The organism is Caballeronia sp. GAWG1-1 (genome assembly GCF_023631465.1).
Taxonomy (GTDB): domain Bacteria; phylum Pseudomonadota; class Gammaproteobacteria; order Burkholderiales; family Burkholderiaceae; genus Caballeronia.
In genome coordinates, this window is the sequence record NZ_JALQDB010000029.1 from 257,485 (window position 1) to 283,990 (window position 26,506).

Genomic DNA, 26,506 nt, shown 5'->3' on the forward strand with positions numbered 1-26,506 from the left:
GGATCAGGGCATGCCGCCAAGCGAGGGCGAGATGATGCTGCCCGGTTCACCTTCCGGCACGCCGGTGTCGGTCGTCACAGCGCGCATCGATACAGGCGCATGATTAGTGGTGCACGTCTGCAACGAGTCGTTGCCAAGGCACTGCATGAACGCGTCAGCGCGATCCTTCGTGTCGAACACGTACAACGTGTCTTCGACTTTCACTTCGAGATCGGAAATACGGTCCGCTTCGATTAACATGCTTCGCTCCTTCGAGTGGATAGACATATCAATCGACTAGCATCAAGTGCGCCTGGCGCACGCTGGCCTTAGGTACAACGGTTGCTAATTTATCGGCCTGGTTCATCGAATGACAAGGCGACTTAAGGAAACCGTAATGACATCCGCGCGAGCAAATAACGGCCTGCATGAAGAGCCGCGTACACCCGGCGGCAATCGTCTGAACGAAATCGAGCCGTCCGAGGCAGACAGGGTAATCCCTCGTCCCGGAGAAGCGCTGGAACAGAATTCCGCCATGGACCCTGACGAAGTAGGTACATCCCCTGACGATTCGGGAAACCGGCCAAGACCGCTATTAATAAATTAAATGATCTTGCGGGCAATTTCCAATGCTGCAGACGCCTAAGACGCGTTAGGATTAAAGCGCGTCGAATTTTGGGCGCGGATTCGGCCGGCGCTAAACCAAGCTTAGAACCGCGCATCGGTCTTGCAACCGCTTGGCCGCTCTTGCAAAAGGAGGCTTTATGAAATGGGAAACCCCTAGCTTTACCGATATGCGCTTTGGCTTTGAAATTACGATGTACATCGCCACGCGTTAATCGCCAAGCAGAAAACGGCCGCACAAAGCGGCCGCTTTCTTTTCAAGGCTTGAGCGACTCGTGCTACGTTGCACCGTCACCTTCGCTTTTTTGTGGACCAAGTCCACCCTTTCCTGCCGGTTCAGGTCGGCTGCCTGAACCCAAAGGCACTTCCGCCGTTTGATGCGGATCTTCGTCAAGCCGCCTGTTTTCAGGCTCGATCTCTCCCGCATTAGGCTGACGCACTCCTTGCTTTGGATCGCCTCCTGTCGCTGAACCGGGACCCGGCAGATTGCCGATAGAACCGCCACCGCTTGCTCCGCTGCCAGCATCGCCAAGCGGCTTATCCGTGCTCTTATGTTCGCTGTCGTTAATCGTCATTGCTTGCTCCCGTTAAAGGCTGTCGGTGCCAACAACACGAGCAACGCGCATTCCACTTCGAACCTCAGCTCGCGACAGTCGATCCGATCACGTCATTAGCCACCGCGTCGACCGCCTGCTTGACGATGCCGACTATCTCATCGACTTCGGCACGCGTTGTGACGAGCGGTGGCGCAAAGCCGAGAATATCGCCGTGCGGCATGGCTCGCGCAATCACACCGCGCTCCAGAGCCGCTGCCGATACCTTCGGCCCGACCTTGAGCGCCGCATCGAAAGGTTTGCGCTCGTCTTTATCGGCCATGAATTCGAGCGCGGCAAGCATACCCGCGCCACGCACTTCGCCCACTAACGGATGCGAATCGAATGCCGCGTGAAGCTGCGCATGCAGATAAGCACCCGTTTCCGCCGCATTCTGCGTGAGGTTTTCACGTTCGAGAATGTCGAGGTTGGCCAGTGCAGCAGCCGCGCAAATGGGATGACCCGAATAGGTCCAACCGTGTCCCATCGGACCATGCTCTCGTGAGCCCTTGTCGATCACATCCCATACACGTTCGCCCACGATCACGCCCGACAGCGGCGCATAAGCGCTCGTGAGGCCCTTAGCCACGGTGATGAGATCCGGCTTGATGCCGTAATGCTGCGCGCCCATCTTCGAGCCGAGACGTCCGAAGCCGCACACGACTTCATCGGAGATCAAGAGGATGTCGTGCTTCCTGAGCACTTGCTGGATAGCATCCCAGTAACCTTCCGGCGGCGCGATGATGCCGCCCGTGCCCATGACCGGTTCGGCGATGAACGCAGCGATGGTATCCGCGCCTTCCTTCGCGATCAGCTTCTCGAGTTCTTCCACGCAGTATGCGGTGAACTGCGCTTCACTCATACCAGCCGGTGCCTTTCGATACCAATGCGGACAAACCGTATGCTTCACACGATCGATCGGCAAGTCGAAGTGCTGATGAAAGCTCGGCAAGCCAGTGAGGCTGCCCGTGACGATACCCGAGCCATGATAGCCCCGTTCGCGCGAGATGATCTTCTTCTTGTTCGGGCGACCCAGTACGTTGTTGTAGTACCAGACGATCTTGACCTGCGTTTCGTTGGCATCGGACCCGGACATGCCGTAGTACACCTTCTTCATGCCTTCCGGTGACCACGCGATGATGCGCGACGACAACTCGATGATCGCATCGGTCGAGTGGCCGACATAAGTGTGATAGTAAGCGAGCTTCTTTGCCTGCTCATAAATGGCTTCGGCCACTTCGGTTCGACCGTAGCCGATGTTCACGCAATACAGTCCTGCGAATGCATCGATATAAGTCCGGCCCTGATGATCTTCGATACGAATGCCCTTGGCGCCCGTCACGATCTTGCCCGGCAACGCACCGCTTGCATGATCGTGCGCGTGCGTGGACGGATGCATGAAATGCGCGCGATCTTCCGCGAACAAGTGTTCAATCGATTGCTGTTGCTGGCTCATGTGCTTCTCCTTGAAGCGCTATGCGTGTTCTTAACGTGGGTTGAATCAGGCTGCGCTCGAAAGCGGCAGACCCAGATTCCCTAAGCAAAAATATTTCGTTTCGACGAAGGGTTCGAAGCCCTCTGCGCCACCTTCGCGGCCGAGACCCGATGCCTTCATGCCGCCAAAGGGAATGGGCGCGCCCGTGAACTTGACGCCGTTCACCGAGACCATTGCGAAGTCGAGCCGTCGCACCAATTGAAAGATCGTGTCGATGCGCGTGGCGCAGATATAGGCGGCAAGGCCGTATTCCGTATCGTTGGCGCGTGTCACGGCTTCGTCGAGCGTATCGAACGGAGAGATCGCGGAGATGGGCGCGAAGTTCTCTTCATCGTAGATACGCATGCCAGCTCTAGCATCCGCGACAACGGTCGGCTCATAGAACCATCCACCGAGCTCATGCGCGTTGCCGCCGACAGTGATGCGCGCGCCTTGCGCCTTTGCGTCTTCGATACGCGCAACGGTCGCATCGAAAGCGGCCTGATGCATGAGCGGACCGACATCGACATTCGCTTCGAACGCGCTGCCTACCTTCAGTGCCTTGACCGCTTCGGTATAACGTTGCACGAACGCTTCGTACAAGGGTCGCGCCACGAAGATGCGATTCGCGGCGCAACAATCCTGACCCGATGTCTGAAACTTTGCCCCAATCGCAACGCGCACCGAATGTTCGAGATCTGCGTCCTCGGTCACGATGAACGGCGCATTGCCGCCAAGCTCGAGTGCAAGCTTCTTGATGCCTGCCTGCGCCACGGCCTTTGCCACGAGACCTCCAACGCGCGTCGAACCGGTGAAGCTCACCGCACGCACGCGAGTGTCGCTCACGAGCGCTTCCATGGTCATCTGCGGCTCGCCGATCACGACGTTGAACACGCCTGCGGGAAAGCCCGCCTCTTCCGCGAGTTGTGCAAGCGCCATCGCTGAAAAAGGTGTTTCGTGCGCAGGCTTGATGACAACCGTGCAGCCCGACGCGATAGCGGCCGCGGCTTTGCGCGTGATCATCGCCACGGGAAAATTCCATGGCGTGATGAGCGCCGCAACGCCGACTGGCTCCATGACCGTGCCGAGATGCGCGCCATCGATATGCGTTGGAATGGTGCGTCCTGCAAGGCGTTTTGCTTCGTCGGCGAACCATTCGATAAAGCTCGCGGCATATGCGATCTCGCCCTTCGCTTCGGCGAGCGGCTTGCCTTGCTCCAGCGACAAAATGCCGGCGAGGTCAGACTGATGACGCAAGATCAGTTCATGCCAGCGCATGAGAAACGCGCTGCGCTTTTGCTGGGGTGTCCAGCGCCAAGCTTGAAGCGCGCGGTCGGCGGCTCCGACGGCGCTGACGACCTGTTCGCGTTCGAGCATCGGCACATGCCCGATGACGTGCTGGTCGGCGGGATTGACCACCGGGATCGACGCGGCATTGTTGCTATGTACCCAACGGCCGTCCACATAGCACAGCGACTTGAAGAGAACCGGATGTCCTAACAGCATGATGTTCGCTCCTATCGATTGATTCGCTCTTGACTCTGATTCGATGGAGTCACTTTAAGCTCATGCAGTCGCGGAATTTTTCGTTATCGCTTGCCACGCCTGGTGTTTTTTCTGTTTCGATGTTCGCGACTCAAACTTGCGCCCACTCGGGCGGACCACCGCAATCGTCCTTGATGACCTTGGTCACGATATACGTGAAGTACTTTTCGATGCCGAGTTCCTCGACCAGCAACGAGTCGATGAAGCGCTGATAGTGGTCTATGTCCCGCGCGACTACATGCAGCACGTAATCGACACCACCACCTGTCGCCACGCACTGCACGATCTCGGACGCTTGTTGCACGCGGTCTTCGAAGCGTCTCATGTCTGACGCGGTATGCCGCGAGAGCGTAACTTCCACGACGATACGGCTTCCCTTGAACGCCGACGTCCAGTCGATATTCGCCCGATATCCCTTTACTATCCCGCTTTCTTCGAGCCGCTTCACACGCTCCCATGCAGGTGAGATCGACAGGTTCACCTTCTCCGCCAGACGCGACTTCGTAATGCGTCCGTCGCCTGCGAGGATGCGCAAGATAGCCACATCGTATCGGTCGAGTTTGGTCAAGTCAGATCGTCACCGGTATGTTGCGTTCGATGATGTCGGCCACGACAGCCACCGTGTCACCTGTCTGTACGAGGCCAGGAAAGTGCCTTGCCGCAAGCAGTCCCGCACGCTTTGCGCGATATTCGACCGGCGTCGCGCCAGAGCGCGTGATGTCATGAACACGCGCAAGCACATCGCCCTCGGCCACCATGTCGCCAAGATCGCGGCACATCTCCAGCAAGCCCGCGTGTTCGCTCGTCGTATAGCACGCGCCATCGGGCATATCGAGCAGCGTGGTCGTGCGCGCTTCGCCAATCACGCTTTCTTTGTCGATGATGCCCGCATGGGCGAGGAAGCCATACACGCCGCGTTCCGCGATGGCGACGCTAGCAGCAGTGGATGAACCGCCGCCACCAAGTTCGGTGGAGACGAACACCTTGCCCGCCTCTTCGGCTGCGCTGTCGTATAAACCGACGCTATCGAGTTCGAGCATGCGCATTGAATAAGGTGCGCCGAACGCGCGCATGGCGGCTTCGCAGCGAGCCTGTTGCCGCGCATCCGCCAACACGTGAGTCGCCGCGAACGGAAGAAAATCAAGCGTACGCCCGCCTGCATGAATGTCGAGAACGTAGTCCGCCAAGGGCAGCAAATGACGCTGAAAGTAATCGGCTATCTTCTGCGTCACCGTGCCATCGGGATGGCCCGGAAAGCTGCGATTGAGATTACCCGCGTCGATGGGCGACGTGCGCGTACCCGCGCGAAACGCCGGGTAATTCATGAACGGCACCACGATCAAGCGGCCATTGATATCGCCGGCCTTCAACGTCGATGCGAGCTTTGACAACGCGATCGGCCCTTCATACTCGTCACCGTGATTGCCGCCCGTGAGCAACACGGTCGGTCCGTCGCCGCGCTTGATGACCGTGACCGGAATCATTACCGCACCCCACGCCGAATCGTTGCGCGAATACGGCAGCTTCAGGAAGCCGTGTTGTTCGCCGTCGGCTTCGAAGTCGACGGTCGGACTGATCGGTGACGCGCGCATCGTACTACTCCTTCACGAACAATTTGCGAGGCGTATTGCAGAAAGTCTCGACGCCGGTATTGGTAATCAGGATGCTTTCCGTGATCTCGAGACCCCAGTCATCGAGCCATAGTCCCGGCATGAAATGAAACGTCATGCCGGGTTCGAGGACCGTCTTGTCCCCCGGCCGCAAGCTCATGGTGCGCTCGCCCCAGTCAGGTGGATAGCTCGCGCCGATGGGATAACCGCAGCGGCTATCCTTCTCGATACCCGACCTGCGCAGCACCGCGAAGAACGCATTGGCGATGTCCTCGGTCTTGTTGCCCGGCTTCGCAGCGGCGAGTCCTGCTTCAATGCCTTCGACTACCGCCTTCTCGGCATCGATGAAATGCTGCGGCGGTTTGCCGAGATAAACCGTGCGCGATTGCGGACAGTGATAGCGCTTGAAACAACCGGCGATTTCGAAAAACGTCCCTGCATTCGCAGTGAACGCGGAGTCGTCCCATGTGAGATGCGGCGCCGCTGCATCCGAGCCAGTAGGCAAGAGCGGCACGATAGCCGGATAGTCGCCGCCATAACCTTCGACACCCGTGATGCCGGCGTCATAGATTTGCGCGACGAGGTCGCACTTCCTCATGCCTGGCTCGACCTTGTCGAGAATGCGCGCGTGCATCTTCTCGACAATGCGCGCCGCCACACGCATGTATTCGATCTCGCGCGGCGATTTCACCGCACGCTGCCAATTGACGAGCGCGGTCGCGTCCTTGAACTTCGCGTTGGGCAAGTGCCGAACGAGCGACGCATACGCCTTCGCACTGAAGTAGTAATTGTCCATCTCCACACCGATATGCTTCTTGTCCCATCCGCGCGCGACGATGACTTCAATCGAGAGATAGTCCATCGGATGACGAACCTCAGACTGCACGTAGTGATCCGGATATCCGACGATATTCTCGTGCGCCATGAACACCGTGCGCTTCGCGCCGTTCGCATCTTGCCCGCGACCGAACCATACCGGCTCGCCATCCATGGCAAGCAGCACGCATTGATGCACATAGAATGACCAGCCGTCGTAACCGGTGAGCCATGCCATGTTGGTCGGGTCCGTCACGATCATCAGGTCGATACCTGCTTTCTCCATTGCGCGTCGTGTCTTCGCCATGCGCGCGTCGTACTCGCCGCGATCGAACGGCAAGCGCACGACCGGCGCTCCGCCTCGCTTCTCTTGCTTGATTTCGGACATCGTCCCCTCTGTCAAAGCGTCACATCGTTGTGAAAGATGCTTCCTGCACGCGTCGCGCGTGCTCTTGCAAGCGCAAGTGCTGCAATGGCCGTGTCCTGCGCGCCGGTGCCGGTGAGATCGCATACGGTGATGTCGTCATCGCTCATGCGGCCTTGCACTTGCTGCGCGATGATCTGTCCCAATTCGGCGAACGATGCATCGGCGGCGATAACCCCTGCGCTTATCGCGTGATGCAGTTCGCCAAGCACGCGCGTTTGCTGCAAGCGGTCGCACACGTAGCGCGCCGCCTTGAACACGTCTGGCGCAATCTCGTTCTTGTGCTCGGCATCCGAACCCATCGCGGTGATATGCAAGCCCGCATGAAGATCGCGGGCGTGAATCAACGGCTCGCGGCTAGGTGTCGTGGTGATGGCGATATCCGCATGCCTGAGCGCGTGGCTCACGCTATCGGCGACAGCCCATTCAAGGCCCGCCGCTTCACAATCGCGTGCGTAGTGCAACGCGCGCTCGCCTTCGCGGGCCCACACGGTCACGTGATCGATGTCGCGTACCAGTCGCAACGCTTTGAGTTGAAGGCGCGCCTGTTCGCCCGCACCGATGATCGCCACGCGTTTGGCGTCATGTCTTGCGAGCCAGCGTGCGGCGACAGCACCCGCTGCCGCCGTGCGTACCGCCGTGAGATAGCCGTTGTCGAGCAGCACGGCTTGCGTCAGTCCCGTGCGCGCCGAAAGCACGAGCATGAGACCGTTCAAGCTCGGCAAACCCAGAGAGGGATTGTTGAAGAAGCCAGGACTGACCTTGATCGCAAAACTCAGAAGACCCGGCAAATAAGCGGTTTTTACGTCGACTTCGCCAGCGTGTTCGGGAATGTCGAGGCGAAGAATCGGCGGCATCGCCACCGCTTCTGTCGCAAGCGAACGGAAGGCAGCTTCGATCTGTGCGATCGCATCGAGGTCGAGCGGCACGAGTTCGCGCAGCTCCGCTTCGCCTAGCAAGATGGTAGAACGATCGATTGAAGACGTCATCAAAGCGCTCCAATCAGGCGGCGGTGCGTATCGATATCGATGTTGCAACCGCTCACGACGATAACCACTGGCCCACCTTCTCGCGGCCTGATGGCACCATCCAGCACAGCTGCGATGCCAACGGCCGCTGCGCCCTCCACTACGAGCCGCTCTTCGCTATACGCATGTGCAATGCCGCGAGCAATCGAACGCTCATCGAGGAGCACCATGCGATCGATCAATTCACGTGTCATCGCGAACGTATGCTGGTTGTCGAGACCAATGCCGCCGCCGAGCGAATCCGCCAGCGTTTCGAGTTCATCGACGAGAACGGGTTTGCCCGCCTCGAGGCTCGCATGCATGGCGGCGCCGCGTTGCATGGATACGCCGATCATTTCGATGCCTGGCCTCATGCCTTTTGCCGCGAATGCCACGCCGCTGAAAAGACCGCCGCCCGACAGGGGCACGACGATAGCGGATGCGTCGGGAAGCGCTTCGATAATCTCCAGACCAATGGTGCTCTGCCCCGCAATGACGCGCGCATCGTCGAAAGGCGGTACGAACGCATAGCCTTCTTCGCGCACCAGGCGCTGCGCTTCGACTTGTGCATCGTCCTGGCTCTTGCCTGCAATCACGACGCGCGCGCCGAGCGCCGCGACCGCATCCACCTTGTTCGCTGGCACAAGCGATGACATGCACACTGCGGCCTCGATTCCCAGCGCGCGCGCCGCATGCGCGATCGCACGGCCATGATTACCCGTCGATGCCGTCACGACACGCTTGCACCCTGCTTCCGCGAGTTGCGCCAATGCGTTGGTCGCGCCGCGCAACTTGAAGCTGCCGGTAGGCTGAAGCGTTTCGAGTTTGAGGTAGACAGGTGCGTCTACAACGCGCGAGAGTGTCGCCGACTGCACGAGCGGCGTGACGAGCACACGCCCTTCGATGCGTTGGCGTGCGCGATAAACATCGTCGAGCGTGAGTGCGGACATGGCGCGATTGCATTGAGCAAGTGTCGATGCAACCGAGTCTAATGTCCTAAAAAATCGTTTTGAATTGTCCTAGTTCATTTCCGCGCATGCGAGATTAGTTGAAGTCGTGCACGTGCGGAAATTGCTCGAAGACTTCGCGAATGGTCTCTATGGCCGTGCGAAAGCTCGCCTCGCCCACTTCGGCGCCCACGCACAGACGCACCGCATTGGGCCGCTCAGCGCCGCGCACGAGAAACGGATCGGGCGATGTCACCGCGATATTGCGGTTGCGCAGTTCGCGCGTGATACGTTCCGCTTCCCATTCATCCGGCACGCGCAGCCACGCAGAGAGCGCGTTCGGATGGCTGCCGAGCACATATTCTCCCAGCACTTCACGCACGACACTCTGACGCATCGAAAGCCGCTCGCGTTGTATCTGCACGAGACGTTGCGCCGTGCCGTCCATGATCCAGCGCGCGGTGACTTCGGCTATCGGCGAGGTCGCCATCCAACTCGATACGCGCAACACGCTTTCCGCGCGCAAGGCAAGACGCCGTGGCACGGTCATGAAGCCCGTGCGCAAGCCGCTTAACACTGACTTCGTCATGCTCGTGCAATAGAACGCCAGTTCGGGGATCAGGCTTGCTATCGGCGTCTGCGCCTTGGCGGGCAACGCGCCGTAGACATCGTCTTCGATGACATACACGCCGTATCGCTCTGCAATGCGCGCAATCGCGCGCCGGCGCGAGTCGGTCAAGATGGCGACCGTGGGATTATTGAGCGTCGGTGTGCAGACCAGTGCGCTTACGCGCTCGCTGTCGCACATTTCCTCGAAATGTTCGGGACGTATGCCATGTTCGTCGATTTCCAGTCCCTTGAGCGTGAAGCCGAGCACGTTCGCGGAGCCTATGACGCCGTGATCGGTCAGGCTCTCGCAGAGCACGGTATCGCCCGGTCCGACAATGGAAGCAAGCGCCAGAAAGATGCCGTGCGCAGCACCATTCGTGACTAGGAGCGTCTCAGCGGTCGCAGGCATGTTGAGCGATTCGAGCCAAGCAACACCCGCTTGCCGATGATGCTCGAAACCCGCAATCGGACGAAACGCGCGTATCCAGGGCTGATCCTCGATGGTTGCAAGCGTCGCGCAGACCTTGCGCCACATTGCATCGTGTTCGGGCGTATGGACGATACGCGCAATCGAAAAGTCGACCACGGAGCGCTCGGCCGTATCGAGCATGTAGTTGGACATGGTTTCCGTGACGCGCGCCGCGACGAAGCTGCCGCGCCCGACTTCGCAGCGAATCAGCCCCTGGCGCTCGAGTTCTTTATAGGCATTGGTGACCGTCTGCACGCTGATTTCCAGATCCGCCGCGACCTCGCGTTGCGGCGGCAAGCGTGCGCCTGAAGCCAGTGTGCCGTTCTCGATATCCAGCGCCATCGCCTTGACGAGCCGCTTGTATTTCGACTGTACGCCTTGCACGGTGCGTACGGCCTCGCGCCATCGCTGATTCAATTTCCACTCCTCGTGCGCTTGACTCATGCGCAATAGTGGCGCAAAAGCTCCTTGAAAAATAATTGTCCTAGAGCAATCGGAACAAATATATGGCTTTGTATTCTGCATCGGTGGCTGCGCGGTAAAGCCTGTGAAGACCGCTTCCTATAAGGGTTTTCTCCATGACCGATCTAGCCGCAGCCTTCAAGGAACGCGCGCAATAGACCATACGAACGCTACCAACGCTATAAACGGAAAACGCTATGAAGACCAAACGACTGTCTGGAATGCTGGTGGCCGCATGCGTCGCCGCAGCGAGCTTGAGTGCCTTCAGCGCGGGCGCTGCCGCGGAAACCACCTTGCAACGGATTCAACGCACCGGCGAGGTGCGCATCGGCTATGCGAACGAAACGCCCTTCGCCTATACGACGGCCGACGGCACCGTGACGGGCGAATCGCCGGAAATCGCCAAGAAGGTATTTGCCAAACTGGGCGTCAAGAAAGTCGATGCGGTGCTGACAGAATGGGGCGCGCTCATTCCGGGCCTCAAGGCAGGCCGTTTCGATGTGATTGCAGCGGGCATGTACATTACGCCCGAGCGCTGCAAGCAGGTTGCTTTCGCCGATCCGCAATATCAGATTCCCGACACGTTGCTGACGCTCAAGGGCAACCCCAAAAACCTTCACAGTTACGCCGATGTCGCCAAGCAAGGCGACACGAAACTCGCAGTAATGGCCGGCACGGCGGAACTCGGTTATGCACGCGAGGCGGGCATCAAGGACGATCAGATTCTTCAGGTGCCCGATACCACCGCGCAATTGCAGGCCGTGCGCGCACGCCGCGCCGATGCAGCCGTTGGCACCTCGCTCACCATGAAGGGGCTTGCGACGAAGGGCGGCCCGCTAGTCGAAGCAACGAGCCAGTTCAACGACGACCCGAAGCATACGGGCTATGGCGCACTCGCCTTTCGCCCCGAAGATACCGATCTGCGCGATGCGGTCAACAAGGAACTCCATGCCTGGCTCGGCACGGACGATCATCTGAAAACGGTGGGACCGTTCGGCTTTGACAAGACGAATCTGACCACGAAGAAAGCGCCTGAACTTTGCGGCGGTTGAGCAGAGATACATTCGGTACAGGCGCGCGTCGCGTCGTTCATTTAGCGAGGAACCATCATGAGTGATCTCAATGAGCTATTGCCGCTGATGTGGAAAGGCACGCTCGTCACGATCCAGATCGCCGTGCTCAGCATCATGCTTGCGATCGTCATGGCGGGCATCGCAACGACGCTGCGCGAAGCGCCTTATCGTACCCTGCGCTGGCTTGGCAATGTCTATGTCGAAGTCTTTCGCGGCACGTCCTTGCTGGTGCAATTGTTCTGGCTGTTCTTCGTGCTGCCCTTGCCGCCCTTCAATATTCAGTTGACGCCCTTTACCGTGGCCATCGTTGGTTTGGGTTTGCATTACGGCGCTTATGGCTCCGAGATTTTGCGCGGCGCATTGCACTCGGTGGCAGGCGGACAATACGAAGCAGCACTGGCACTCAACATGCCGGCATGGGTCAGGCTACGCCGCGTCGTGTTGCCTCAAGCCATGATCAACGCACTGCCGCCCGCCACGAACCTCATGATCGAATTACTCAAAGGGACTTCGCTCGTGTCGCTGATCACGCTTTCGGACCTGACGTTCCGCGCGCGACAACTCGATGAAGCGACCTTCAAGACAGCGGAAATCTTCGGGCTGACGCTGCTGATCTACTTCGTACTGGCGCAGATCATCGTCACGGTAATGCGTCACTTCGAGCGCCGCGTAAGCAGTCACGTCGCCGTTCGTCGCGTCGCGCCGAGGGCCGCATCATGACGACATTCGGTCAACTCTTCGATGTGACATACGCGCTGCATATCCTGCCGGAACTGCTGCACGCCGCGATATACACCATCGGCATCACGCTAGTGGGGTTTGCCATCGCGCTGGTGCTGGGCCTCGTGCTCGCAATACTGCGACGCAGCGAGATCGTTTTCGTCTCGAAGGCGACGGCTTTCTTCATCGAGTTTATTCGCAGCACGCCGCTTTTGATTCAGGTGTATGTGCTCTTCTACGTCGCGCCGCTTTATGGACTCACCATGTCGGCGTTGATGGCGGGCACCATCGGCATTGCCGTGCACTATGCGTGTTACGTGTCGGAGGTTTATCGCGCAGGACTCAACGGCGTCGCGCGTGGACAATGGGAAGCAGCCTGTGCGCTGTCGTTGTCGCCCTGGCGCACGTATGGCGGCGTGATTCTGCCACAGGCCATTCGTCCCGTGATTCCCGCGCTCGGCAATTACCTCGTCGCCATGTTCAAGGACACGCCCGTGTTGTCAGCCATTACCGTGGTCGAATTGATGCAGCAAGCGAAGAACATCGGCTCGGAAACCTTCCGCTATCTCGAACCGATCACCATGACGGGCGTCTTCTTTTTGATCATCAGCGTGACTTTCGCTTCGGGCGTGCGTCACCTCGAACGGCGGGTCAGGTTGCCATGATTTCGCGCGGAGACACGATGGCTAACCCGGCGGATGGCGCACGGTAATGGAAATCAAGGAGCAACCGATGAAACGAGACCTCGACCCGTCGTTAGGCGAAGCCGCCGACGCGCAAGCCAATACGCCGATGGTGCGCTTTCGCAACGTGACGAAGCGATACGGCGCGCTTACCGTGCTCGATGGACTCGATCTGGATATCGCCCGTAACGAGAAGGTCGCGATCATCGGGCCGAGCGGCTCGGGGAAATCCACGCTGCTGCGCGTGTTGATGACGCTCGATCCCTTGACCGACGGCGTAATCGAAGTCGATGGCGAGTCTCTCACGCATGAGATGCGCGGCGGCAAGCTCGTACCCGCGTCGCAACGACATGTGCGGCAAGTGCGCAGCAAGATCGGCATGGTGTTTCAGAGCTTCAACCTGTTCCCGCACATGACCGCGCTCACGAACGTCATTGAAGCGCCTACGAGCGTGCTAGGTCTTTCGAAGAAGGAAGCAATCGAACGTGGACGCGAGTTGCTATCCATGGTCGGTTTGTCGGAAAAATGCGGTCACTATCCTTCGCAATTGTCGGGTGGACAGCAGCAGCGCGTAGCCATCGCGCGGGCGCTTGCCATGCGCCCTAAAATCATGCTCTTCGACGAAGTGACCTCCGCGCTCGATCCCGAACTCTGCGGTGAGGTCCTCAATGTCATTCGGCGCTTAGGCTCCGAACATAACCTCACCATGTTGATGGTCACACATCAGATGGGCTTTGCAAAAGACTTCGCGGATCGCGTCTGCTTCTTCTCAGAAGGAAAGATCATCGAGCAGGCCGCGCCGCAGCAGTTCTTCACCGCGCCGCAACATGAACGCACCAAGCAGTTTTTGCGCGCGGTTACGGAGGCGCTCTAATCCAAGCATTCAGCTGGCAAGCGGTCCGGGAATTGCTTCCTGCTCCGGGGATAGACACCGGAGAGTGCAATGTCCCCTTCCCAGCATAAGGTCGCTCGCGTGGACGACTTGCCCACCGGGCACGGCACGCGTGTGTGCATCAAGCACGATGCGAGCGAAACACCGATTCTTCTCGTGCGCGACGGTCAGGCCGTGCACGCCTTTTCACCCGACTGTCCGCATGCAGGCGCGCCGCTCGAAGAAGGCACGATCTGCAACGGCCGCATCGTTTGCCCATGGCACAAGGGCACGTTTGAAATCAGTGATGGCAGTCTCGTCGAGCCGCCGGCGCTCAAAGGTCTGACGCGTTATCCGGTCACCGTGTCGAATAGCGATGTATTTGTCTCGCTCGGTGCCGAAGCGCCGAAAACGCAAGAAGAGCATGGCGCGGATAAGACCATGCTCATCGTCGGCGCGGGCGCCGCAGGCGCCGCGGCATGCGCGGCGCTTCGCGAAGCCGGCTTTAGCGGGCGTATCGTGCTCGCTGGCGACGATGCACGCAAGCCTTACGATCGCACTTCGCTAAGCAAGTTCGTGCTGTCAGGCGACATGCCGCCCGACGATGTTCCACCCCTTCTCGACGACGATTTCTTCGACGCTCATAAGATCGAACGCGAATTGACACGCGCCGTGCGACTCGACGCGAGCAACAAGCAAGCCGAATTCGCCAGCGGTCAGACAGTCGATTACGACGCCGCGCTCGTTTGCACGGGCGGCACGCCCAAACCGCTCAAGGCGCCGGGCTCGAATCTGAAGCATATCCATCTGCTGCGCAATCGCGAACATGCAAAAGAGATTCTTGCATCGCTCGATGCAGTGCAATCACCTGTGCGCGTCGTGATCGTTGGGGCGAGTTTCATCGGTCTGGAAGTGGCTTCGTGTCTTCGTAAGCGCAAAATTGAAGTCACTGTCGTCGCGCCCGGCAAGGTGCCATTCGCAAAGCAGTTCGGTACACGCATCGGCGAGATGTTCAAGCGCATGCATGAACAAAACGGCGTGACGTTCCATATGGATACGCATGTCAGCGCGTTCGAAGGCGACGACGCCGTGCGCGAAGTGCTGCTCGAATCCGGCGAACGGCTACAGGCCAATGTCGTGATTGCGGGAACGGGCGTGACGCCGGCTACGGACTTCATCACTGGCGTCACGATGGGCGACGACGAAGGCATGGAAGTCGATGCGTCGATGCTTGCCGCGCCGAGTCTCTACGCAGCGGGCGACATCGCGCGCTTTCCGTTGCCGCGTGCCGGTGCAATGGGTCGCATCGAACATTGGCGCGTCGCCCAGCAACATGCGCGCGTGGCGGCGTACAACATGGCGGGCATCGCACGCGAATACATCGGCGTGCCATTTTTCTGGACCTTTCATTACGACAAGAACTTCGAGTATCTCGGCCACGTCAGCGAACCCGAGCACGTCGAAATAGATGGCGATCTCGATCAGCAGCAGTTCATCGCTTACCTGCTGAAAGATGGCGAGGTTCGCGCGGTGGTCGGATGCGGGCATGAAGCCGCCATAGGCCGGCTTGCCGAAGCCATGCGCGAGCCGATCACGCTCGATGCCGCACGGCGCGTTGTGAGTAGCTAAACGGTCGATGGCGCGCCGCCCCATTGCTCGACACAACGCAGAAATTATTTGGCTTAAGAGGAATAGGCTATGGCAACTCGAAAGACCAAGACGAGGACGAGCAAGGCGAAGCCTCGCGGCAAGTCGAACAGCACGCGTCAGCGACACGGCCTCGCTACCACCCGTAAAAAGTCGACAGCGAAACCCTCGCCCAAACGCTGGTCGCATCATGTGATGGAGACTAGCGACGCAATGGATATCGAGGGAAGTATCTTCAAGACCGGTAACGCGGACGAGATCGCGGATTCGTTGAAGCGCTCGTCCACCAGAAGCAAGCGTCGTAAGGGCTCGCCGTTTCAATCGGCCATGGCGATGCTAAATTTTTATATCAACCGCGCCGGGCGCAATTTGCCGAAGTCACGCCGCAGCACGCTGGAGCGCGCCAAGAAGCGGTTGCGCGAAGCATTCGGACGCAAGCCTCGAAACACGGGCTAGCGCAATGCGAGCCACTGCAACACGATCGATCAAGGCTGACTTTGTCCGCCGTTATATCAACGGCTGGTGCTGCGTATTCGTCTGAGCATCAGGGCACACCTGAGCGGGAGGCCGTCTTGTCGAGGGAACGACTCTTGCTCGCTCATGGATTACCTACGGAAGAAGACAGGAGACACCATGACTGAAGACCCACCGCTTAGCCCCGGCGACGAAGCCGAACCCGGCGTGCCCGGAACCGGCGAAGACTTGTGTCCGGCCTGCAACGGCTCGGGCAAGCTCGACGGCGAGAAGTGCGACACATGCGGCGGCACGGGCAAGGTGACGCAAGGTATTGGCGGCGGCTGAGACGACTCTTAGCGTTGCAGTCCCTGCCAATCTCCTGGAGACCAGCTTGAACCTGCACCCTCTCACGCGTACCGCTGCGCTGCTCGTGGCGCTTGCGGCCACGAATACTGTTGCAATGGCCGACGACTACGCGCCTGGCTTCGGCCCGGACCCTTCCCTGCCCGCGCCGCATAAGTCGATGTTGCCAACCGTGAACATCGCGCCTGCCAAGCCCTGGCAGCAAGGACAAATGCCCATTGCGGCCGCAGGGTTCAACGTTACGCCTTATGCAACCGGTCTAGATCATCCGCGCTGGCTCGCCACGCTTCCCAACGGCGATGTGCTCGTCGCGGAAAGCAATGCGCCCGCGCAGCACGATACAAACGCGGGCATCAAAGGCCTCGTGATGAAGAAGGTGATGAAGCGCGCGGGCGCGGCGGTGCCGAGTCCTGATCGCATCGTCCTCTTGCGTGACTCGGACGGGGACGGCATAGCGGAAACGCGCACGGTGTTCATCGACAAGCTGCATTCTCCGTTCGGCATGGTGCTAGTCGGTGACGATCTCTACGTCGCCGACACGGACGCCGTCATGCGCTACAAGTACGAAACGGGCGCCATGCAGATCACGACACCGGGAGAGAAGTTCATCGACTTGCCTGCTGGCCCGATCAACCATCACTGGACCAAAAACATCATCGCGAGTCAGGACAGCAAGCGGCTTTACGTGACGGTCGGCTCGAACAGCAACGCCGCGGAAAACGGTATCGATGCCGAAAGCGGCCGCGCGGCGATCATGGAAGTCGATATCGAATCGAAGCAGACCCGCCTCTTCGCCACGGGCTTGCGCAACCCGAACGGCATGTCGTGGCAACCGCAAAGCGGCGCGCTATGGACCGTGGTCAACGAGCGCGACGAACTCGGCGACGACCTCGTGCCCGACTATATGACCTCGGTCAAAGACGGCGCCTTCTACGGCTGGCCGTACAGCTATTACGGCCAGCATGTGGATGACCGCGTGAAGCCGCAGCGCGACGAGCTCGTGCTGTCGGCCATCCCGCCGGACTATGCACTCGGTGCGCATACGGCATCGCTCGGACTCACGTTTTACGATGCCAAAGCGTTCCCGCAGCATTACTGGAGCGGCGCCTTCATCGGTCAGCATGGCTCGTGGAATCGCAAGCCGAGGAGCGGCTATAAGGTCGTGTTCGTTCCGTTCGATGACGGCAAGCCGTCCGGTCCGCCCGAAGACATACTGACAGGCTTTCTCTCCACCGATGGCCACGCGCTCGGTCGTCCCGTCGGCGTCGCGGTAGACCACAGCGGCGCGTTGCTCGTCGCGGATGATGTCGGCAATAGCGTATGGCGCGTTGCGCCGGCTGCGAAGTAAATGGCCGCGCGCAAGCCCAAGGCGAAGGCCGTCACATCGAGCTTGTTCGCGCTCGCCGAACGGCAGATCGTCGGCCTTTACGACGCCGGCGTGCTTTCGCCTGCCGTGTTGCATCACGTGATCGCGGCTTACGCGAACAGCGCGATCGACTGGAGCGAAGCCGCTTCCCTGCGTACCGTCGACGATCGCTCGTTGCACGAGGCCGTGGTGCTCACCATGATGCCGGGCCGCCCGCTGCGATCGGCGCAAAAAGACTTCATGTCGGTGGTGGAGCATCTCGCGGCGGGCGCTGGCGCGAGCGCCAAAGCTGCGGCGTCATCCGACGAAGCGCCCGAAGACGACGAAGCGTTGCTCGATCAGCTTGGCGGCAAAAGCAAAAGCAAAAGCTCGAGCGGGACGGCATCGCGTTCATCGAAGGCAAGCGATGAACCAAGCCAACGCAAGTCCGCCGGCTTCAATCCGCTCGTCGGCGCGCGCGGGTTCTCCACTCACGACAAGGGCTAAGACGCCAGCCCGGCGTCTTCAGTGCGGCACGCCCGGTGCGACCACATCGACGAGATCGTCCATGTCGAAAGGTTTCGCGAGAATCGGCACATTGAGATGCCTCGCACGGTCCAGTTCGTCCGCATAGCCTGTCATGAGAATGAGCTTCTGCGCGGGCAGTCGCTGCGTGATCTGCTCGGCCAGATCGACGCCGTTCATGCGACCGGGCATCTGCACATCGGAGAGAATCAGGTCGAAGCTGTAGCCTTCGCCGAGCAGCGCAAAGGCGGCATCCGCGCTCTCTTCGTGATGAACGACACAGCCCAGCACTTCGAGCACGGCCATCACGCCGGCGGCGACATCGACGTTGTCTTCGACAACCAGCACGGTCAAGCCACGCAGCGGATGCTCTTCGTCGTTGAACGATGGCGCCGGGCGCGGCGCTTCGGCCTTCGTCACGGGCGCCACGCTCACAGGCGGATTGTGAACCGGAACGGGCACCGCCATCGATGCCGACGCGTGATGACGCGGCAGATAAAGCCGCACGGTCGTGCCCGAGCCCGGCACGCTCGTGATACGCGCGGTGCCCCCCGCCTGCTCGCAAGCCGCGAGCACCTGCGTCAAGCCGAGGCCCGTGCCCGCGCCGCGCTCTTTCGTCGTGAACAGCGGCTCGAAGGCGCGACGCAGTACCTCTTCGTTCATTCCTTCGCCGTTATCGGTCACGGAAATGAGCACGTATTCGCCTTCGGGCAAGTCGCTTTCGCCGTTGCGCACGCGCGCGTTCTGGCAACGGATGACGAGACGCCCGCTATGCAACATGGCCTCGCTTGCATTGACGGCGATGTTGACCAGCGCCAGCTCCAGTTCGACCGGATCGGCCCTTACCCGCCACAAGTCCGGCGACAATTCCACCTTCACCGAAACGGACGGCGGCACCGCGCTCTTGACGAGATCGAGCGTGGTCTTGAGCCAGTTGGATGGATCGAGCAGCTCCTGCTTTTGCGGATGCTTACGCGCCACGCTCATCAGGCGGCGCGCAAGCGATTCCGCGCCCGCCGTCGCACGCTCCACCGCAATGACTTCGCTTTCCACTCCGTTGAAGTGCTTGCGCCGCGCGAGTTCCATGTTCGAGCCGACGACCATCAGCAAGTTATTGAAGTCGTGCGCGACGTTGGCGACGAGATTGCCAAGCGCGCCCATGCGCTGCAATTGCCTGCTCGACGCCTCTATCGACAGCCGCGAAGCGACTTCCGACTGCCATTGCTCCCACGCCACCTGTTCGGCGTTCAGACGGCGAATGGAGAACGCAATCAAGAGCCACACGGCGATGCAAGGCAGCGCCGCGATGGCGGCCACGAGCCCGAGGTGCTGACGCCAGCGCATTTGCAAGGCGGAAGCCGCATAACCCGTCGCCACGTAGAGCGGAAAGTCGCCGACGCGCCGATAGGCAATGAGCCGCTCGACGTTATCGACCGTCGAACTCATGCGCGCTTGTCCATAGACTTCGTTATTGCGAAAGGCGTTGGTGAAGGGCGTGTTGTTGGCAGGCTGCGCGTCGACGTCGCTCAAGGGATAACGCGCGAGAATGCCGCCATCGCGCCGGTACAAGCCGATGACGAGCGCGCTGTCGCTCGCGGCGAGTTCGCGATAGAAGTCGACGAAATACGCGCGTTTCAGGGCGATCGACACGACGCCGAGAAAGCGTCCGTCGCGACTGATGCGGCCCATGGTCGTGGTGAAGACATCGGACTTCGCGACCTTGCCGCGCAGCGGCAGCGAGAAATACGCGACGGGCGCGACTTCGCGGGCGGACAGAAAGTCGTCACGATCTGCAATCGATACGGCGGGCGCGGGATAGAAGCGGCTGCTGACCAGCAGAACGCCATTCGCGCCGAACACGGAGATGGCGGCCACTTGGGCGAGCGTCCCGCTCATGCTGTCGAGCGTGCGATGCAGCGCTTCCTGACGGCCCTGGATATTGGCGTCGTCGCTGTCGCCCAGTAAATCGACGATGCGCGTTTCCAGTTGCTGGTTGAGATCAACCACCTTAATGGCATGTTCGTTCGCAACGCGCGAGAGGCGCTCGGTAAGTTCTTCGGCGTCCGAAAAGCGGCGCTCGTAGTCGTAGTAGCCATAAATACTGAGGCAGACTAACGGAATGACGACCGAGCCGGCCAGCACGAGCATCAGCACCCGGCGCGTCAGGGCGAAGTTACGCGTGGGTAGCGGCAGATCGAATGTCGCGGTCTCTGTTGAGTTCAAGCGTTTCGCCCTGCGATGAAATCGACGGGTATATCGTAACCGGTGCGCGCCCGCCGTCCAAGCGAACGCGGTTCAGGCGTGGCGAAGCGCGCCCTTGCGCCAGTCGTCCTGAGGTGTTATTGGCAGTACGCGTTTGTGATGCGTCGCGTCGTGAAAGCGATAGATGGTCTTGTAGACTTCGTCGGATACGCGCTTGCCTTCGAGGAAGTCGTCGATGTCTTCGTAAGAGATGCCGTAGCTGTCTTCGTCGGGCTTTTGCGGCGTGAGCGTTTCGAGATCGGCGGTGGGCACCTTCATGGCGATTTCATCGCTTGCGCCAAGCGATCTGGCAAGCGCGCGCACGCGGCGTTTGTCGAGGCCGTAAAGCGGCAGGACATCCGCGCCGCCATCGCCGTATTTGGTAAAGAAGCCCATCACGGACTCCGCCGCGTGATCCGTGCCGATCACCACGCCCACGCGCGCGCTCGCCACCGCGTATTGCGCGATCATCCGCTGGCGCGCCTTGATGTTGCCGAGCACGAAGTCCTCGTGCTTCTCGTCCATGTAGCGCGCGCCCGAGAGGTTGAGCGAAGCGAGCATGGCGTCGGCTGCGGGCTTTACGTTGACCACGAGCGTCTCGTCGGGCCGGATGAACGCAAGCGCGCGCTGGGCGTCGGCTTCGTCGCGCTGCTCACCGTAAGGAAGGCGCATGGCGATGAAACGCGCATTGGCGCCGCGCGCGCGCAAGCGTTCGACCGCGAGTTGCGCAAGACGCCCCGCCGTCGACGAATCCACGCCGCCGCTGATGCCGAGCACATAGGTCTTGAGCTTCTGCGCTTCCAGATAGTCGGCGAGAAACGCGATGCGGAATTCGGTTTCGGCGGCTTCATCGAACGACGGCGAAACCTTGAGTTCCTCGATGATCGATTGCTGTCGCGCGGCGTAAGCGGAATCGTTGGTCATGTTCGCGGCCCGGAAAGTTTGCTGTCCTGCTGTCTCTTTGGAACACGCGCTCATGCGCCCGGCTCCGCCTTGAGTTTTATCACATCGGCACGCGTTTGACGGGCTACGCAAATGGTTTTAACGACTATGCTTGAACGACAAGTAAGCAGCCCGCGGCACCATTGCCATGGATTCCGTCTTCAAAAGCCGTCGCGACGCAGGCCGTGTACTGGCCGCGTATCTTCGCGACTATGCCGACCGCGACGATGTCACCGTGCTCGCGCTGCCTCGCGGCGGCGTGCCGGTCGCCTTCGAAGTCGCGGATGCCTTGCGCGCCGCACTCGACGTGCTGGTCGTGCGCAAGCTCGGCGTGCCCGTGCAGCCCGAACTCGCGATGGGCGCCATCGCGTCCGGCAATGCCTTCTATCTCGACGAACGCATAGTCGCCGCCGCCGGCGTCACCGAAGACGCGCTTGACGGCGTGATCGCCCAGGAGCGCGCCGAACTCGAGCGGCGCGAGACGCTTTATCGCGGCGAACGGTCGCCGCTCGATATGAATGGACGCGTGGCGATCATCGTCGATGACGGCCTTGCCACCGGCGCGACCATGAAAGCGGCGGCGCTGTCGTTACGTCATGCGGGCGCCGCACGGCCCGCGCGCATCGTGGCGGCGTTGCCCGTCGCGCCACTGAGATCGGAAGCGCGTTTCGAGGAGGCCGTCGACGACTTCGTGTGTGTGCTGCGTCCGCCGCACTTTTTGGGCGTCGGCCAGTTCTACGCCGATTTCGATCAAACCAGCGACGACGAAGTGCGCGCCCTGCTTGCCGCCGCGCGCTCAACGTAACCAGGGCGCATCGCTCACTTCCGCACTAAGTTCGTACTTCGCACGCGCCTGTGCAAGCACGGAGCGGTCGACGGTTCCGTCATCGGCAAGCGCCTTGAGCGCCGCGATCACGATAGCCACGCGGTCCACTTCGAAGAACGCGCGCAACGCCTGGCGCGTATCGCTGCGGCCGAAGCCGTCCGTGCCGAGCGTCGCGTAACGGCGCGGCACGTAAGCACGGATGAGTTCTGGCACGGCGCGCACGTAATCGGTGGCCGCGATCACGGGTCCATTGGATGCCGCGAGCGCGCGCGTGACGTAGGGCTCGAGCGCGTTGTCCTCGACATCGGAAAGGCGTGCAATGCGTTCGGCCGACGCGCCATCGCGGTGCAACTCGGTATAGCTCGTCACGCTCCACACGGCGGCTTCTATGTTCCAGTCGTCCTTGAGCATGGTGCGCGCGGCGATGGCTTCGTTGAGGATCGCGCCGGAGCCCAGCAACTGGACCTGCGCCGCGCTTTCTTTACCGCCGATGCAATACATGCCGCGCAGGATGCCGGCTCGCGTCGCGTCGTCGAGCGCGTCGTTGGGCGCGGACGGTTGCGCGTAGTTTTCGTTCGTCACGGTGACGTAGTAGAAGACGTCGTTTTGCCGGACCATCATTTCCTGCATGCCTTCATCGACGATCGCGGCGACTTCGTAGGCGAACGCGGGATCGTAGGCGCGGCAGTTCGGAATGGTCGATGCGCTGAGATGGCTCGTACCGTCCTGATGCTGCAAGCCTTCGCCGCCGAGCGTCGTGCGCCCCGCCGTCGCGCCGATGAGAAAGCCGCGCGAACGCTGATCCGCCGCGGCGAAGATGATGTCGCCAATGCGCTGAAAACCGAACATCGAGTAGTAGATGTAGAACGGCAGCATCGGCAGGTCGTGCACGCTGTAGGACGTCGCCGCCGCGATCCATGACGAGATCGCGCCCGCCTCCGAAATGCCTTCCTCGAGAATCTGCCCGCGCGTGTCTTCGCGGTAATAAAGCATCGAGCCCATGTCTTCCGGCTCGTACAACTGCCCGAGCGGCGAATAGATGCCAACCTGCCTGAAAAGGTTCGCCATGCCGAACGTGCGCGCTTCGTCGGCGACCACCGGAACCACGCGCGGGCCGATCGCGGCGTCTTTCATGAGGCTTCCGAGCATGCGCACGAAAGCCATTGTCGTGGACATTTCCTTGCCCTTGGCATCGACCGCGAACTGCGCCCAGGTGTTCAACGCGGGCGGCGTGAGCGCCTGCGACGCGCGTGCGCGCCGGCGCGGCAAGTAACCGCCGAGCGCTTTACGGCGTTCGTGGAGATAGCGCATTTCCGGCGCATCGTCGGCGGGCTTGTAGAACTTGACGTGCTCGACGTCGGCATCGGACAAAGGCAGCCGAAAGCGGTCGCGGAACGCCTTCAACTCCTCGAGATCGAGCTTCTTCTGCTGATGCGTCGTCATGCGGCCCTGACCGACCGTTCCCATGCCAAAGCCCTTCATCGTCTTGGCGAGAATCACGGTCGGCTGACCTTTGTGCGCGAGCGCTTTGGTGTAGGCCGCGTGGAGTTTGCGGACATCGTGACCGCCGCGCCGCAAGCGGTCGATGTCCTCGTCCGACATATGCGCGACGAGTGACGCGAGTTCCGGGTTCTGCCCGAAGAAGCGTTCGCGGTTGTAACGGCCGTCGTTGGCGGAGAAAGTCTGGAACTGGCCGTCGACGGTATGGGCGAAGGCGCGCAGCAAGGCGCCGGTGCGGTCGCGTTCGAAGAGCGCGTCCCAGTCCGATCCCCACAGCACCTTGATGACGTTCCAGCCCGCGCCCGTGAATTGCGCTTCGAGTTCATCGACGATACGGCCATTACTGCGGACCGGTCCATCGAGCCGCTGCAGATTGCAATTGATGACGAAGACGAGGTTGTCGAGCTGCTCGCGCGCCGCGAGCGACAGCGCGCCGATCGACTCGGGCTCGTCCATTTCGCCATCGCCGAAAAAGCCCCAGACCTTGCGGCCTTCCGTTTGCAGCAGATTCCGGTTCTGCAGGTAGCGCATGAAACGCGCTTGGTAGATCGAGTTGATCGGACCGATGCCCATGGAGCCCGTGGGAAATTGCCAGAAGTCGGGCATCAGCCACGGATGCGGATACGAGCACAAGCCCGGCCCCGCGATCTCTTGCCGGTAATGGCGCAAATGGTCTTCGCTAAGAAAGCCTTCGAGATAGGCGCGCGCATAAACGCCCGGCGACGAATGCGGCTGAAAATAAACGAGATCGCCGCCGTTTTGCGTATCCGCCGCGCGGAAGAAATGATTGAAGCCGACTTCGAACAGATCCGCCGCCGACGCATAACTCGCGATATGCCCGCCAAGTTCGCCATAAGCGCGGTTGGCGCGAACCACCATGGCGAGCGCGTTCCAGCGCAGCACGGCGGCAAGGCGTTCCTCGACATCCAGGTTCCCGGGATACTGCGGCTGCTGCGCGAGCGCAATGGTATTGCGATACGGCGTGGCCCGCGCCCGCGCCGACTCCACGCCGACCGACCGCGCATGTTCGGCGAGCCGGTCGAAGAGATACTGCGCCCGCTCCTTTCCCACGTGCTTGACGACGGCATCGAGCGCGTCCAGCCATTCGGCGGTTTCGTCGGGGTCCGTGTCTTCACGGCCCTTCGCAAGAGAAAGAAGCTGGTTGGTTCCGCTCGATAAATCGGTCATGGCGCGACTCCGGGTCGTTGCGTGCGCAAAGAGAGGTTTTACACAGCATATCCAGTGCTTCGCAAAATGTGCGTCTCATTTGGCTGGCTTCGCGCTTTCCTGTAGTGTAGATATTCTTAAAAAATGCTCAATAACGGAATATTTCGACCATGAGTTCGCAGACACGGCAGCGGCTGGATCGTATCGATATCGGCATATTGAATCAGTTGCAGCAAAACGCGCGCATCACGAACGCGGAACTGGCGCGCGCGGTGAACCTTTCGGCCACGCCGTGCTTCAACCGCGTCCGCGCGCTGGAAAAAGCCGGGCTGTTTCGCCAGCACGTCACGTTGTTGAGCCCGGAAGCGCTCGGCCTCAGCATCAACGTGTTCATTCAGGTGAGTCTTGAAAAGCAGATAAAGGACGCGCTCGCGCGCTTCGAGCAAGCGATCAGCGAGCGGCCGGAGGTGATGGAGTGCTATCTGATGACGGGCGACGCCGACTATCTCTTGCGCGTCGTCTTGCCCGACGTGGCCGCGCTGGAACGCTTCATTCTCGAACGCCTGACGAAGATGCCGGGCGTGGCCAACATCCGTTCGAGCTTCGCGCTCAAGCAGGTGCGCTACAAGACGGCGTTGCCGTTGCCGGCATCGGGACTGACGCTGCCTCAATCCGGCGACGACGAAGCCGAATGGACATGAGCTAGCCGCTTAACTCCGTATGCAACGCCAGATACTCCTGCGCGAGCTTGTGACGCGGTTCGAGATAGATCATGGGTCGCGCGTGCTGGTGGCTCTCGCGAATCTTCACCGAGAGCGACAAGTGCGAATCCAGCACCGGCAAATTTTCGCCGCGCAATTCGTCCACGAGTTGTTGCGGCAGGCTGGCGCGCGGCTGAAACTGATTGATCACGATGCCTTCCACCATCAGTTCCGGATTGTGGTCGTGCTTGATCTCCTGCACGTTTTCGAGCACGGAATACAGCGCGCGGCGCGAGAAGTCGTCGCAATCGAAGGGAATGAGGCAGCGGTCCACGGCGATCAGCGCCGAGCGCGTGAAGAAGTTCAGCGCGGGTGGCGTGTCGATATAAACGGCGTCGTAGTTTTCGAGCCCTTTGAGCGCATCGCGCAACTTATAAATCTTGTAGCGCGACTCGAGCTTGCTCTGAAGCGCGTCCAGGTTCGGATGCGACGGCACGATGTCGAGATTTTCGAACGGCGTCGAGTGGACGAACGAGTCGAAGATCGGCTCGCGAAAGCTGTAACTGAGCGCGGATTCGAAAAACGTCGCCAGATTCGGGCTGGCATCCTTGGCGTCGGCGCCAAGCAAGTATTGACTCGCGTTGCCTTGCGGATCGAGGTCGATCACGAGCGTGCGCAGACCGCGCGATGCGCTGATGGCTGCCAGATTGCAGACGATGGTGGACTTGCCTACGCCACCTTTCTGATTGAAGACGACACGGCGCAGCATCAGGGATTTTTCCTCGGGATTGTGAACGGTCGTTTGCTTTCGCCGGGCGGCGGAGTTTGCGGATGAAGCCTAGGCGTTGATCTTAGCGCATCGGGATTTTTGAACTCGCGCACGCGCC

General features: G+C 60.5%; 26 protein-coding genes. 12 read left to right on the top strand and 14 right to left on the bottom strand.

Translation table 11 applies throughout. From position 1 onward, the window contains the following. Positions 1 to 3 precede the first annotated feature (3 nt). On the bottom strand, positions 4 to 240 hold the full coding sequence (locus tag NCT03_RS19230; protein WP_250493507.1) for a hypothetical protein: 237 nt from the start codon (positions 238 to 240) through the stop codon (positions 4 to 6). 503 nt (positions 241 to 743) lie between these two features. Here NCT03_RS19230 and pqqA point away from each other — a divergent pair. Continuing rightward, positions 744 to 818 (top strand): pyrroloquinoline quinone precursor peptide PqqA, encoded by a 75-nt coding sequence (gene pqqA / locus NCT03_RS19235; RefSeq protein WP_008353049.1) that lies wholly within the window; start codon positions 744 to 746, stop codon positions 816 to 818. A 63-nt stretch (positions 819 to 881) separates the two neighbouring features. Here the strand turns inward: pqqA and NCT03_RS19240 are convergent, their stop codons facing one another. The 9 genes from NCT03_RS19240 to ehuR form a co-directional block, all read right to left on the bottom strand. Next, positions 882 to 1,178, bottom strand: a complete 297-nt coding sequence (locus NCT03_RS19240; protein WP_250493508.1) for a hypothetical protein — start codon at positions 1,176 to 1,178, stop codon at positions 882 to 884. Positions 1,179 to 1,242: 64 nt separating this feature from the next. Continuing rightward, positions 1,243 to 2,652, bottom strand: a complete 1,410-nt coding sequence (locus NCT03_RS19245; RefSeq protein WP_250493509.1) for an aspartate aminotransferase family protein — start codon at positions 2,650 to 2,652, stop codon at positions 1,243 to 1,245. A 45-nt stretch (positions 2,653 to 2,697) separates the two neighbouring features. After that, entirely contained in the window at positions 2,698 to 4,176 is a 1,479-nt protein-coding gene (locus NCT03_RS19250; RefSeq protein WP_250493510.1) for an NAD-dependent succinate-semialdehyde dehydrogenase, read from the bottom strand. Between the two features lie 130 nt (positions 4,177 to 4,306). Then, a complete protein-coding gene (locus tag NCT03_RS19255; protein ID WP_250493511.1) occupies positions 4,307 to 4,783 on the bottom strand; it encodes an Lrp/AsnC family transcriptional regulator in 477 nt (158 codons plus the stop codon). Between the two features lies 1 nt (position 4,784). After that, on the bottom strand, positions 4,785 to 5,807 hold the full coding sequence (gene doeB / locus NCT03_RS19260) for a N(2)-acetyl-L-2,4-diaminobutanoate deacetylase DoeB (RefSeq protein ID WP_250493512.1): 1,023 nt from the start codon (positions 5,805 to 5,807) through the stop codon (positions 4,785 to 4,787). 4 nt (positions 5,808 to 5,811) lie between these two features. Further along, positions 5,812 to 7,029 carry an ectoine hydrolase DoeA gene (doeA, locus tag NCT03_RS19265; RefSeq protein WP_250493513.1) on the bottom strand — a complete coding sequence of 406 codons (1,218 nt, stop codon included), beginning with the start codon at positions 7,027 to 7,029 and terminating at the stop codon, positions 5,812 to 5,814. Positions 7,030 to 7,040: 11 nt separating this feature from the next. Beyond that, on the bottom strand, positions 7,041 to 8,054 hold the full coding sequence (locus NCT03_RS19270; protein ID WP_250493514.1) for a cyclodeaminase: 1,014 nt from the start codon (positions 8,052 to 8,054) through the stop codon (positions 7,041 to 7,043). Continuing rightward, complete coding sequence (eutB, locus tag NCT03_RS19275; RefSeq protein WP_250493515.1) at positions 8,054 to 9,022, bottom strand: hydroxyectoine utilization dehydratase EutB; 969 nt, start codon at positions 9,020 to 9,022, stop codon at positions 8,054 to 8,056. Before eutB ends, NCT03_RS19270 begins: the two co-directional genes overlap by 1 nt. A gap of 94 nt (positions 9,023 to 9,116) precedes the next feature. Beyond that, complete coding sequence (ehuR, locus tag NCT03_RS19280; RefSeq protein WP_250467292.1) at positions 9,117 to 10,541, bottom strand: MocR-like ectoine utilization transcription factor EhuR; 1,425 nt, start codon at positions 10,539 to 10,541, stop codon at positions 9,117 to 9,119. A 215-nt stretch (positions 10,542 to 10,756) separates the two neighbouring features. On the opposite strand from ehuR, the gene ehuB reads away from it, so the two are divergent. The 9 genes from ehuB to NCT03_RS19325 all read left to right on the top strand — a co-directional run bounded on the left by ehuB (position 10,757) and on the right by NCT03_RS19325 (position 18,224). Further along, a complete protein-coding gene (ehuB, locus tag NCT03_RS19285; protein ID WP_250467293.1) occupies positions 10,757 to 11,611 on the top strand; it encodes an ectoine/hydroxyectoine ABC transporter substrate-binding protein EhuB in 855 nt (284 codons plus the stop codon). Positions 11,612 to 11,668: 57 nt separating this feature from the next. Beyond that, positions 11,669 to 12,352 (top strand): ectoine/hydroxyectoine ABC transporter permease subunit EhuC, encoded by a 684-nt coding sequence (ehuC, locus tag NCT03_RS19290; protein ID WP_250467294.1) that lies wholly within the window; start codon positions 11,669 to 11,671, stop codon positions 12,350 to 12,352. Then, positions 12,349 to 13,017, top strand: coding sequence for an ectoine/hydroxyectoine ABC transporter permease subunit EhuD (ehuD, locus tag NCT03_RS19295; protein WP_250467295.1), 669 nt, complete (start codon positions 12,349 to 12,351; stop codon positions 13,015 to 13,017). The genes ehuC and ehuD overlap by 4 nt, the downstream gene beginning before the upstream one ends. 67 nt (positions 13,018 to 13,084) lie before the next feature. Continuing rightward, positions 13,085 to 13,909: an ectoine/hydroxyectoine ABC transporter ATP-binding protein EhuA gene (gene ehuA, locus NCT03_RS19300; protein WP_284503357.1), complete on the top strand. Its 825-nt coding sequence runs from the start codon at positions 13,085 to 13,087 to the stop codon at positions 13,907 to 13,909. 69 nt (positions 13,910 to 13,978) lie between these two features. Beyond that, on the top strand, positions 13,979 to 15,535 hold the full coding sequence (locus NCT03_RS19305; protein ID WP_250493516.1) for an FAD-dependent oxidoreductase: 1,557 nt from the start codon (positions 13,979 to 13,981) through the stop codon (positions 15,533 to 15,535). Between the two features lie 69 nt (positions 15,536 to 15,604). Further along, the gene (locus NCT03_RS19310) at positions 15,605 to 16,009 is read left to right on the top strand and encodes a DUF3175 domain-containing protein (RefSeq protein WP_250493517.1); all 405 of its coding nucleotides are present in this window, start codon (positions 15,605 to 15,607) and stop codon (positions 16,007 to 16,009) included. 177 nt (positions 16,010 to 16,186) lie between these two features. Next, positions 16,187 to 16,354 carry a hypothetical protein gene (locus tag NCT03_RS19315; protein WP_250467298.1) on the top strand — a complete coding sequence of 56 codons (168 nt, stop codon included), beginning with the start codon at positions 16,187 to 16,189 and terminating at the stop codon, positions 16,352 to 16,354. Positions 16,355 to 16,469: 115 nt separating this feature from the next. Further along, complete coding sequence (locus NCT03_RS19320; protein ID WP_250493653.1) at positions 16,470 to 17,720, top strand: PQQ-dependent sugar dehydrogenase; 1,251 nt, start codon at positions 16,470 to 16,472, stop codon at positions 17,718 to 17,720. Next, positions 17,721 to 18,224 (top strand): hypothetical protein, encoded by a 504-nt coding sequence (locus NCT03_RS19325; RefSeq protein WP_250493518.1) that lies wholly within the window; start codon positions 17,721 to 17,723, stop codon positions 18,222 to 18,224. Between the two features lie 18 nt (positions 18,225 to 18,242). Here the strand turns inward: NCT03_RS19325 and NCT03_RS19330 are convergent, their stop codons facing one another. Then, positions 18,243 to 20,465 carry a hybrid sensor histidine kinase/response regulator family protein gene (locus NCT03_RS19330; protein ID WP_250493519.1) on the bottom strand — a complete coding sequence of 741 codons (2,223 nt, stop codon included), beginning with the start codon at positions 20,463 to 20,465 and terminating at the stop codon, positions 18,243 to 18,245. Positions 20,466 to 20,537: 72 nt separating this feature from the next. Beyond that, positions 20,538 to 21,407 carry an NAD(+) synthase gene (gene nadE / locus NCT03_RS19335; protein ID WP_250493661.1) on the bottom strand — a complete coding sequence of 290 codons (870 nt, stop codon included), beginning with the start codon at positions 21,405 to 21,407 and terminating at the stop codon, positions 20,538 to 20,540. Positions 21,408 to 21,573: 166 nt separating this feature from the next. On the opposite strand from nadE, the gene NCT03_RS19340 reads away from it, so the two are divergent. Beyond that, the gene (locus tag NCT03_RS19340; protein ID WP_250493520.1) at positions 21,574 to 22,230 is read left to right on the top strand and encodes a phosphoribosyltransferase; all 657 of its coding nucleotides are present in this window, start codon (positions 21,574 to 21,576) and stop codon (positions 22,228 to 22,230) included. On the opposite strand, the gene mdeB is transcribed toward NCT03_RS19340, so the two are convergent. Next, positions 22,222 to 24,939 (bottom strand): alpha-ketoglutarate dehydrogenase, encoded by a 2,718-nt coding sequence (gene mdeB, locus NCT03_RS19345; protein WP_250493521.1) that lies wholly within the window; start codon positions 24,937 to 24,939, stop codon positions 22,222 to 22,224. The two genes, NCT03_RS19340 and mdeB, sit on opposite strands and share 9 nt — an antisense overlap. A 149-nt stretch (positions 24,940 to 25,088) precedes the next feature. Between mdeB and NCT03_RS19350 the strand changes: the two genes are divergently transcribed. Beyond that, positions 25,089 to 25,619, top strand: coding sequence for an Lrp/AsnC family transcriptional regulator (locus NCT03_RS19350; RefSeq protein ID WP_244829445.1), 531 nt, complete (start codon positions 25,089 to 25,091; stop codon positions 25,617 to 25,619). A gap of 1 nt (position 25,620) precedes the next feature. On the opposite strand, the gene NCT03_RS19355 is transcribed toward NCT03_RS19350, so the two are convergent. Then, on the bottom strand, positions 25,621 to 26,385 hold the full coding sequence (locus NCT03_RS19355) for a ParA family protein (protein WP_250467463.1): 765 nt from the start codon (positions 26,383 to 26,385) through the stop codon (positions 25,621 to 25,623). Between the last annotated feature and the right edge of the window lie 121 nt (positions 26,386 to 26,506).

Excerpts from the sequence above, each read along its gene's own strand:
- NCT03_RS19230 (WP_250493507.1), bottom strand. The coding sequence starts at position 240 with ATGTTAATCGAAGCGGACCGTATTTCCGATCTCGAAGTGAAAGTCGAA.
- NCT03_RS19240 (WP_250493508.1), bottom strand. The coding sequence starts at position 1,178 with ATGACGATTAACGACAGCGAACATAAGAGCACGGATAAGCCGCTTGGC.
- NCT03_RS19245 (WP_250493509.1), bottom strand. The coding sequence starts at position 2,652 with ATGAGCCAGCAACAGCAATCGATTGAACACTTGTTCGCGGAAGATCGC.
- NCT03_RS19250 (WP_250493510.1), bottom strand. The coding sequence starts at position 4,176 with ATGCTGTTAGGACATCCGGTTCTCTTCAAGTCGCTGTGCTATGTGGAC.
- doeB (WP_250493512.1), bottom strand. The coding sequence starts at position 5,807 with ATGCGCGCGTCACCGATCAGTCCGACCGTCGACTTCGAAGCCGACGGC.
- doeA (WP_250493513.1), bottom strand. The coding sequence starts at position 7,029 with ATGTCCGAAATCAAGCAAGAGAAGCGAGGCGGAGCGCCGGTCGTGCGC.
- NCT03_RS19270 (WP_250493514.1), bottom strand. The coding sequence starts at position 8,054 with ATGACGTCTTCAATCGATCGTTCTACCATCTTGCTAGGCGAAGCGGAG.
- eutB (WP_250493515.1), bottom strand. The coding sequence starts at position 9,022 with ATGTCCGCACTCACGCTCGACGATGTTTATCGCGCACGCCAACGCATC.
- ehuR (WP_250467292.1), bottom strand. The coding sequence starts at position 10,541 with ATGAGTCAAGCGCACGAGGAGTGGAAATTGAATCAGCGATGGCGCGAG.
- ehuB (WP_250467293.1), top strand. The coding sequence starts at position 10,757 with ATGAAGACCAAACGACTGTCTGGAATGCTGGTGGCCGCATGCGTCGCC.
- ehuC (WP_250467294.1), top strand. The coding sequence starts at position 11,669 with ATGAGTGATCTCAATGAGCTATTGCCGCTGATGTGGAAAGGCACGCTC.
- ehuD (WP_250467295.1), top strand. The coding sequence starts at position 12,349 with ATGACGACATTCGGTCAACTCTTCGATGTGACATACGCGCTGCATATC.
- ehuA (WP_284503357.1), top strand. The coding sequence starts at position 13,085 with ATGAAACGAGACCTCGACCCGTCGTTAGGCGAAGCCGCCGACGCGCAA.
- NCT03_RS19305 (WP_250493516.1), top strand. The coding sequence starts at position 13,979 with ATGTCCCCTTCCCAGCATAAGGTCGCTCGCGTGGACGACTTGCCCACC.
- NCT03_RS19310 (WP_250493517.1), top strand. The coding sequence starts at position 15,605 with ATGGCAACTCGAAAGACCAAGACGAGGACGAGCAAGGCGAAGCCTCGC.
- NCT03_RS19315 (WP_250467298.1), top strand. The coding sequence starts at position 16,187 with ATGACTGAAGACCCACCGCTTAGCCCCGGCGACGAAGCCGAACCCGGC.
- NCT03_RS19320 (WP_250493653.1), top strand. The coding sequence starts at position 16,470 with ATGGCCGACGACTACGCGCCTGGCTTCGGCCCGGACCCTTCCCTGCCC.
- NCT03_RS19325 (WP_250493518.1), top strand. The coding sequence starts at position 17,721 with ATGGCCGCGCGCAAGCCCAAGGCGAAGGCCGTCACATCGAGCTTGTTC.
- nadE (WP_250493661.1), bottom strand. The coding sequence starts at position 21,407 with ATGACCAACGATTCCGCTTACGCCGCGCGACAGCAATCGATCATCGAG.
- NCT03_RS19340 (WP_250493520.1), top strand. The coding sequence starts at position 21,574 with ATGGATTCCGTCTTCAAAAGCCGTCGCGACGCAGGCCGTGTACTGGCC.
- mdeB (WP_250493521.1), bottom strand. The coding sequence starts at position 24,939 with ATGACCGATTTATCGAGCGGAACCAACCAGCTTCTTTCTCTTGCGAAG.
- NCT03_RS19350 (WP_244829445.1), top strand. The coding sequence starts at position 25,089 with ATGAGTTCGCAGACACGGCAGCGGCTGGATCGTATCGATATCGGCATA.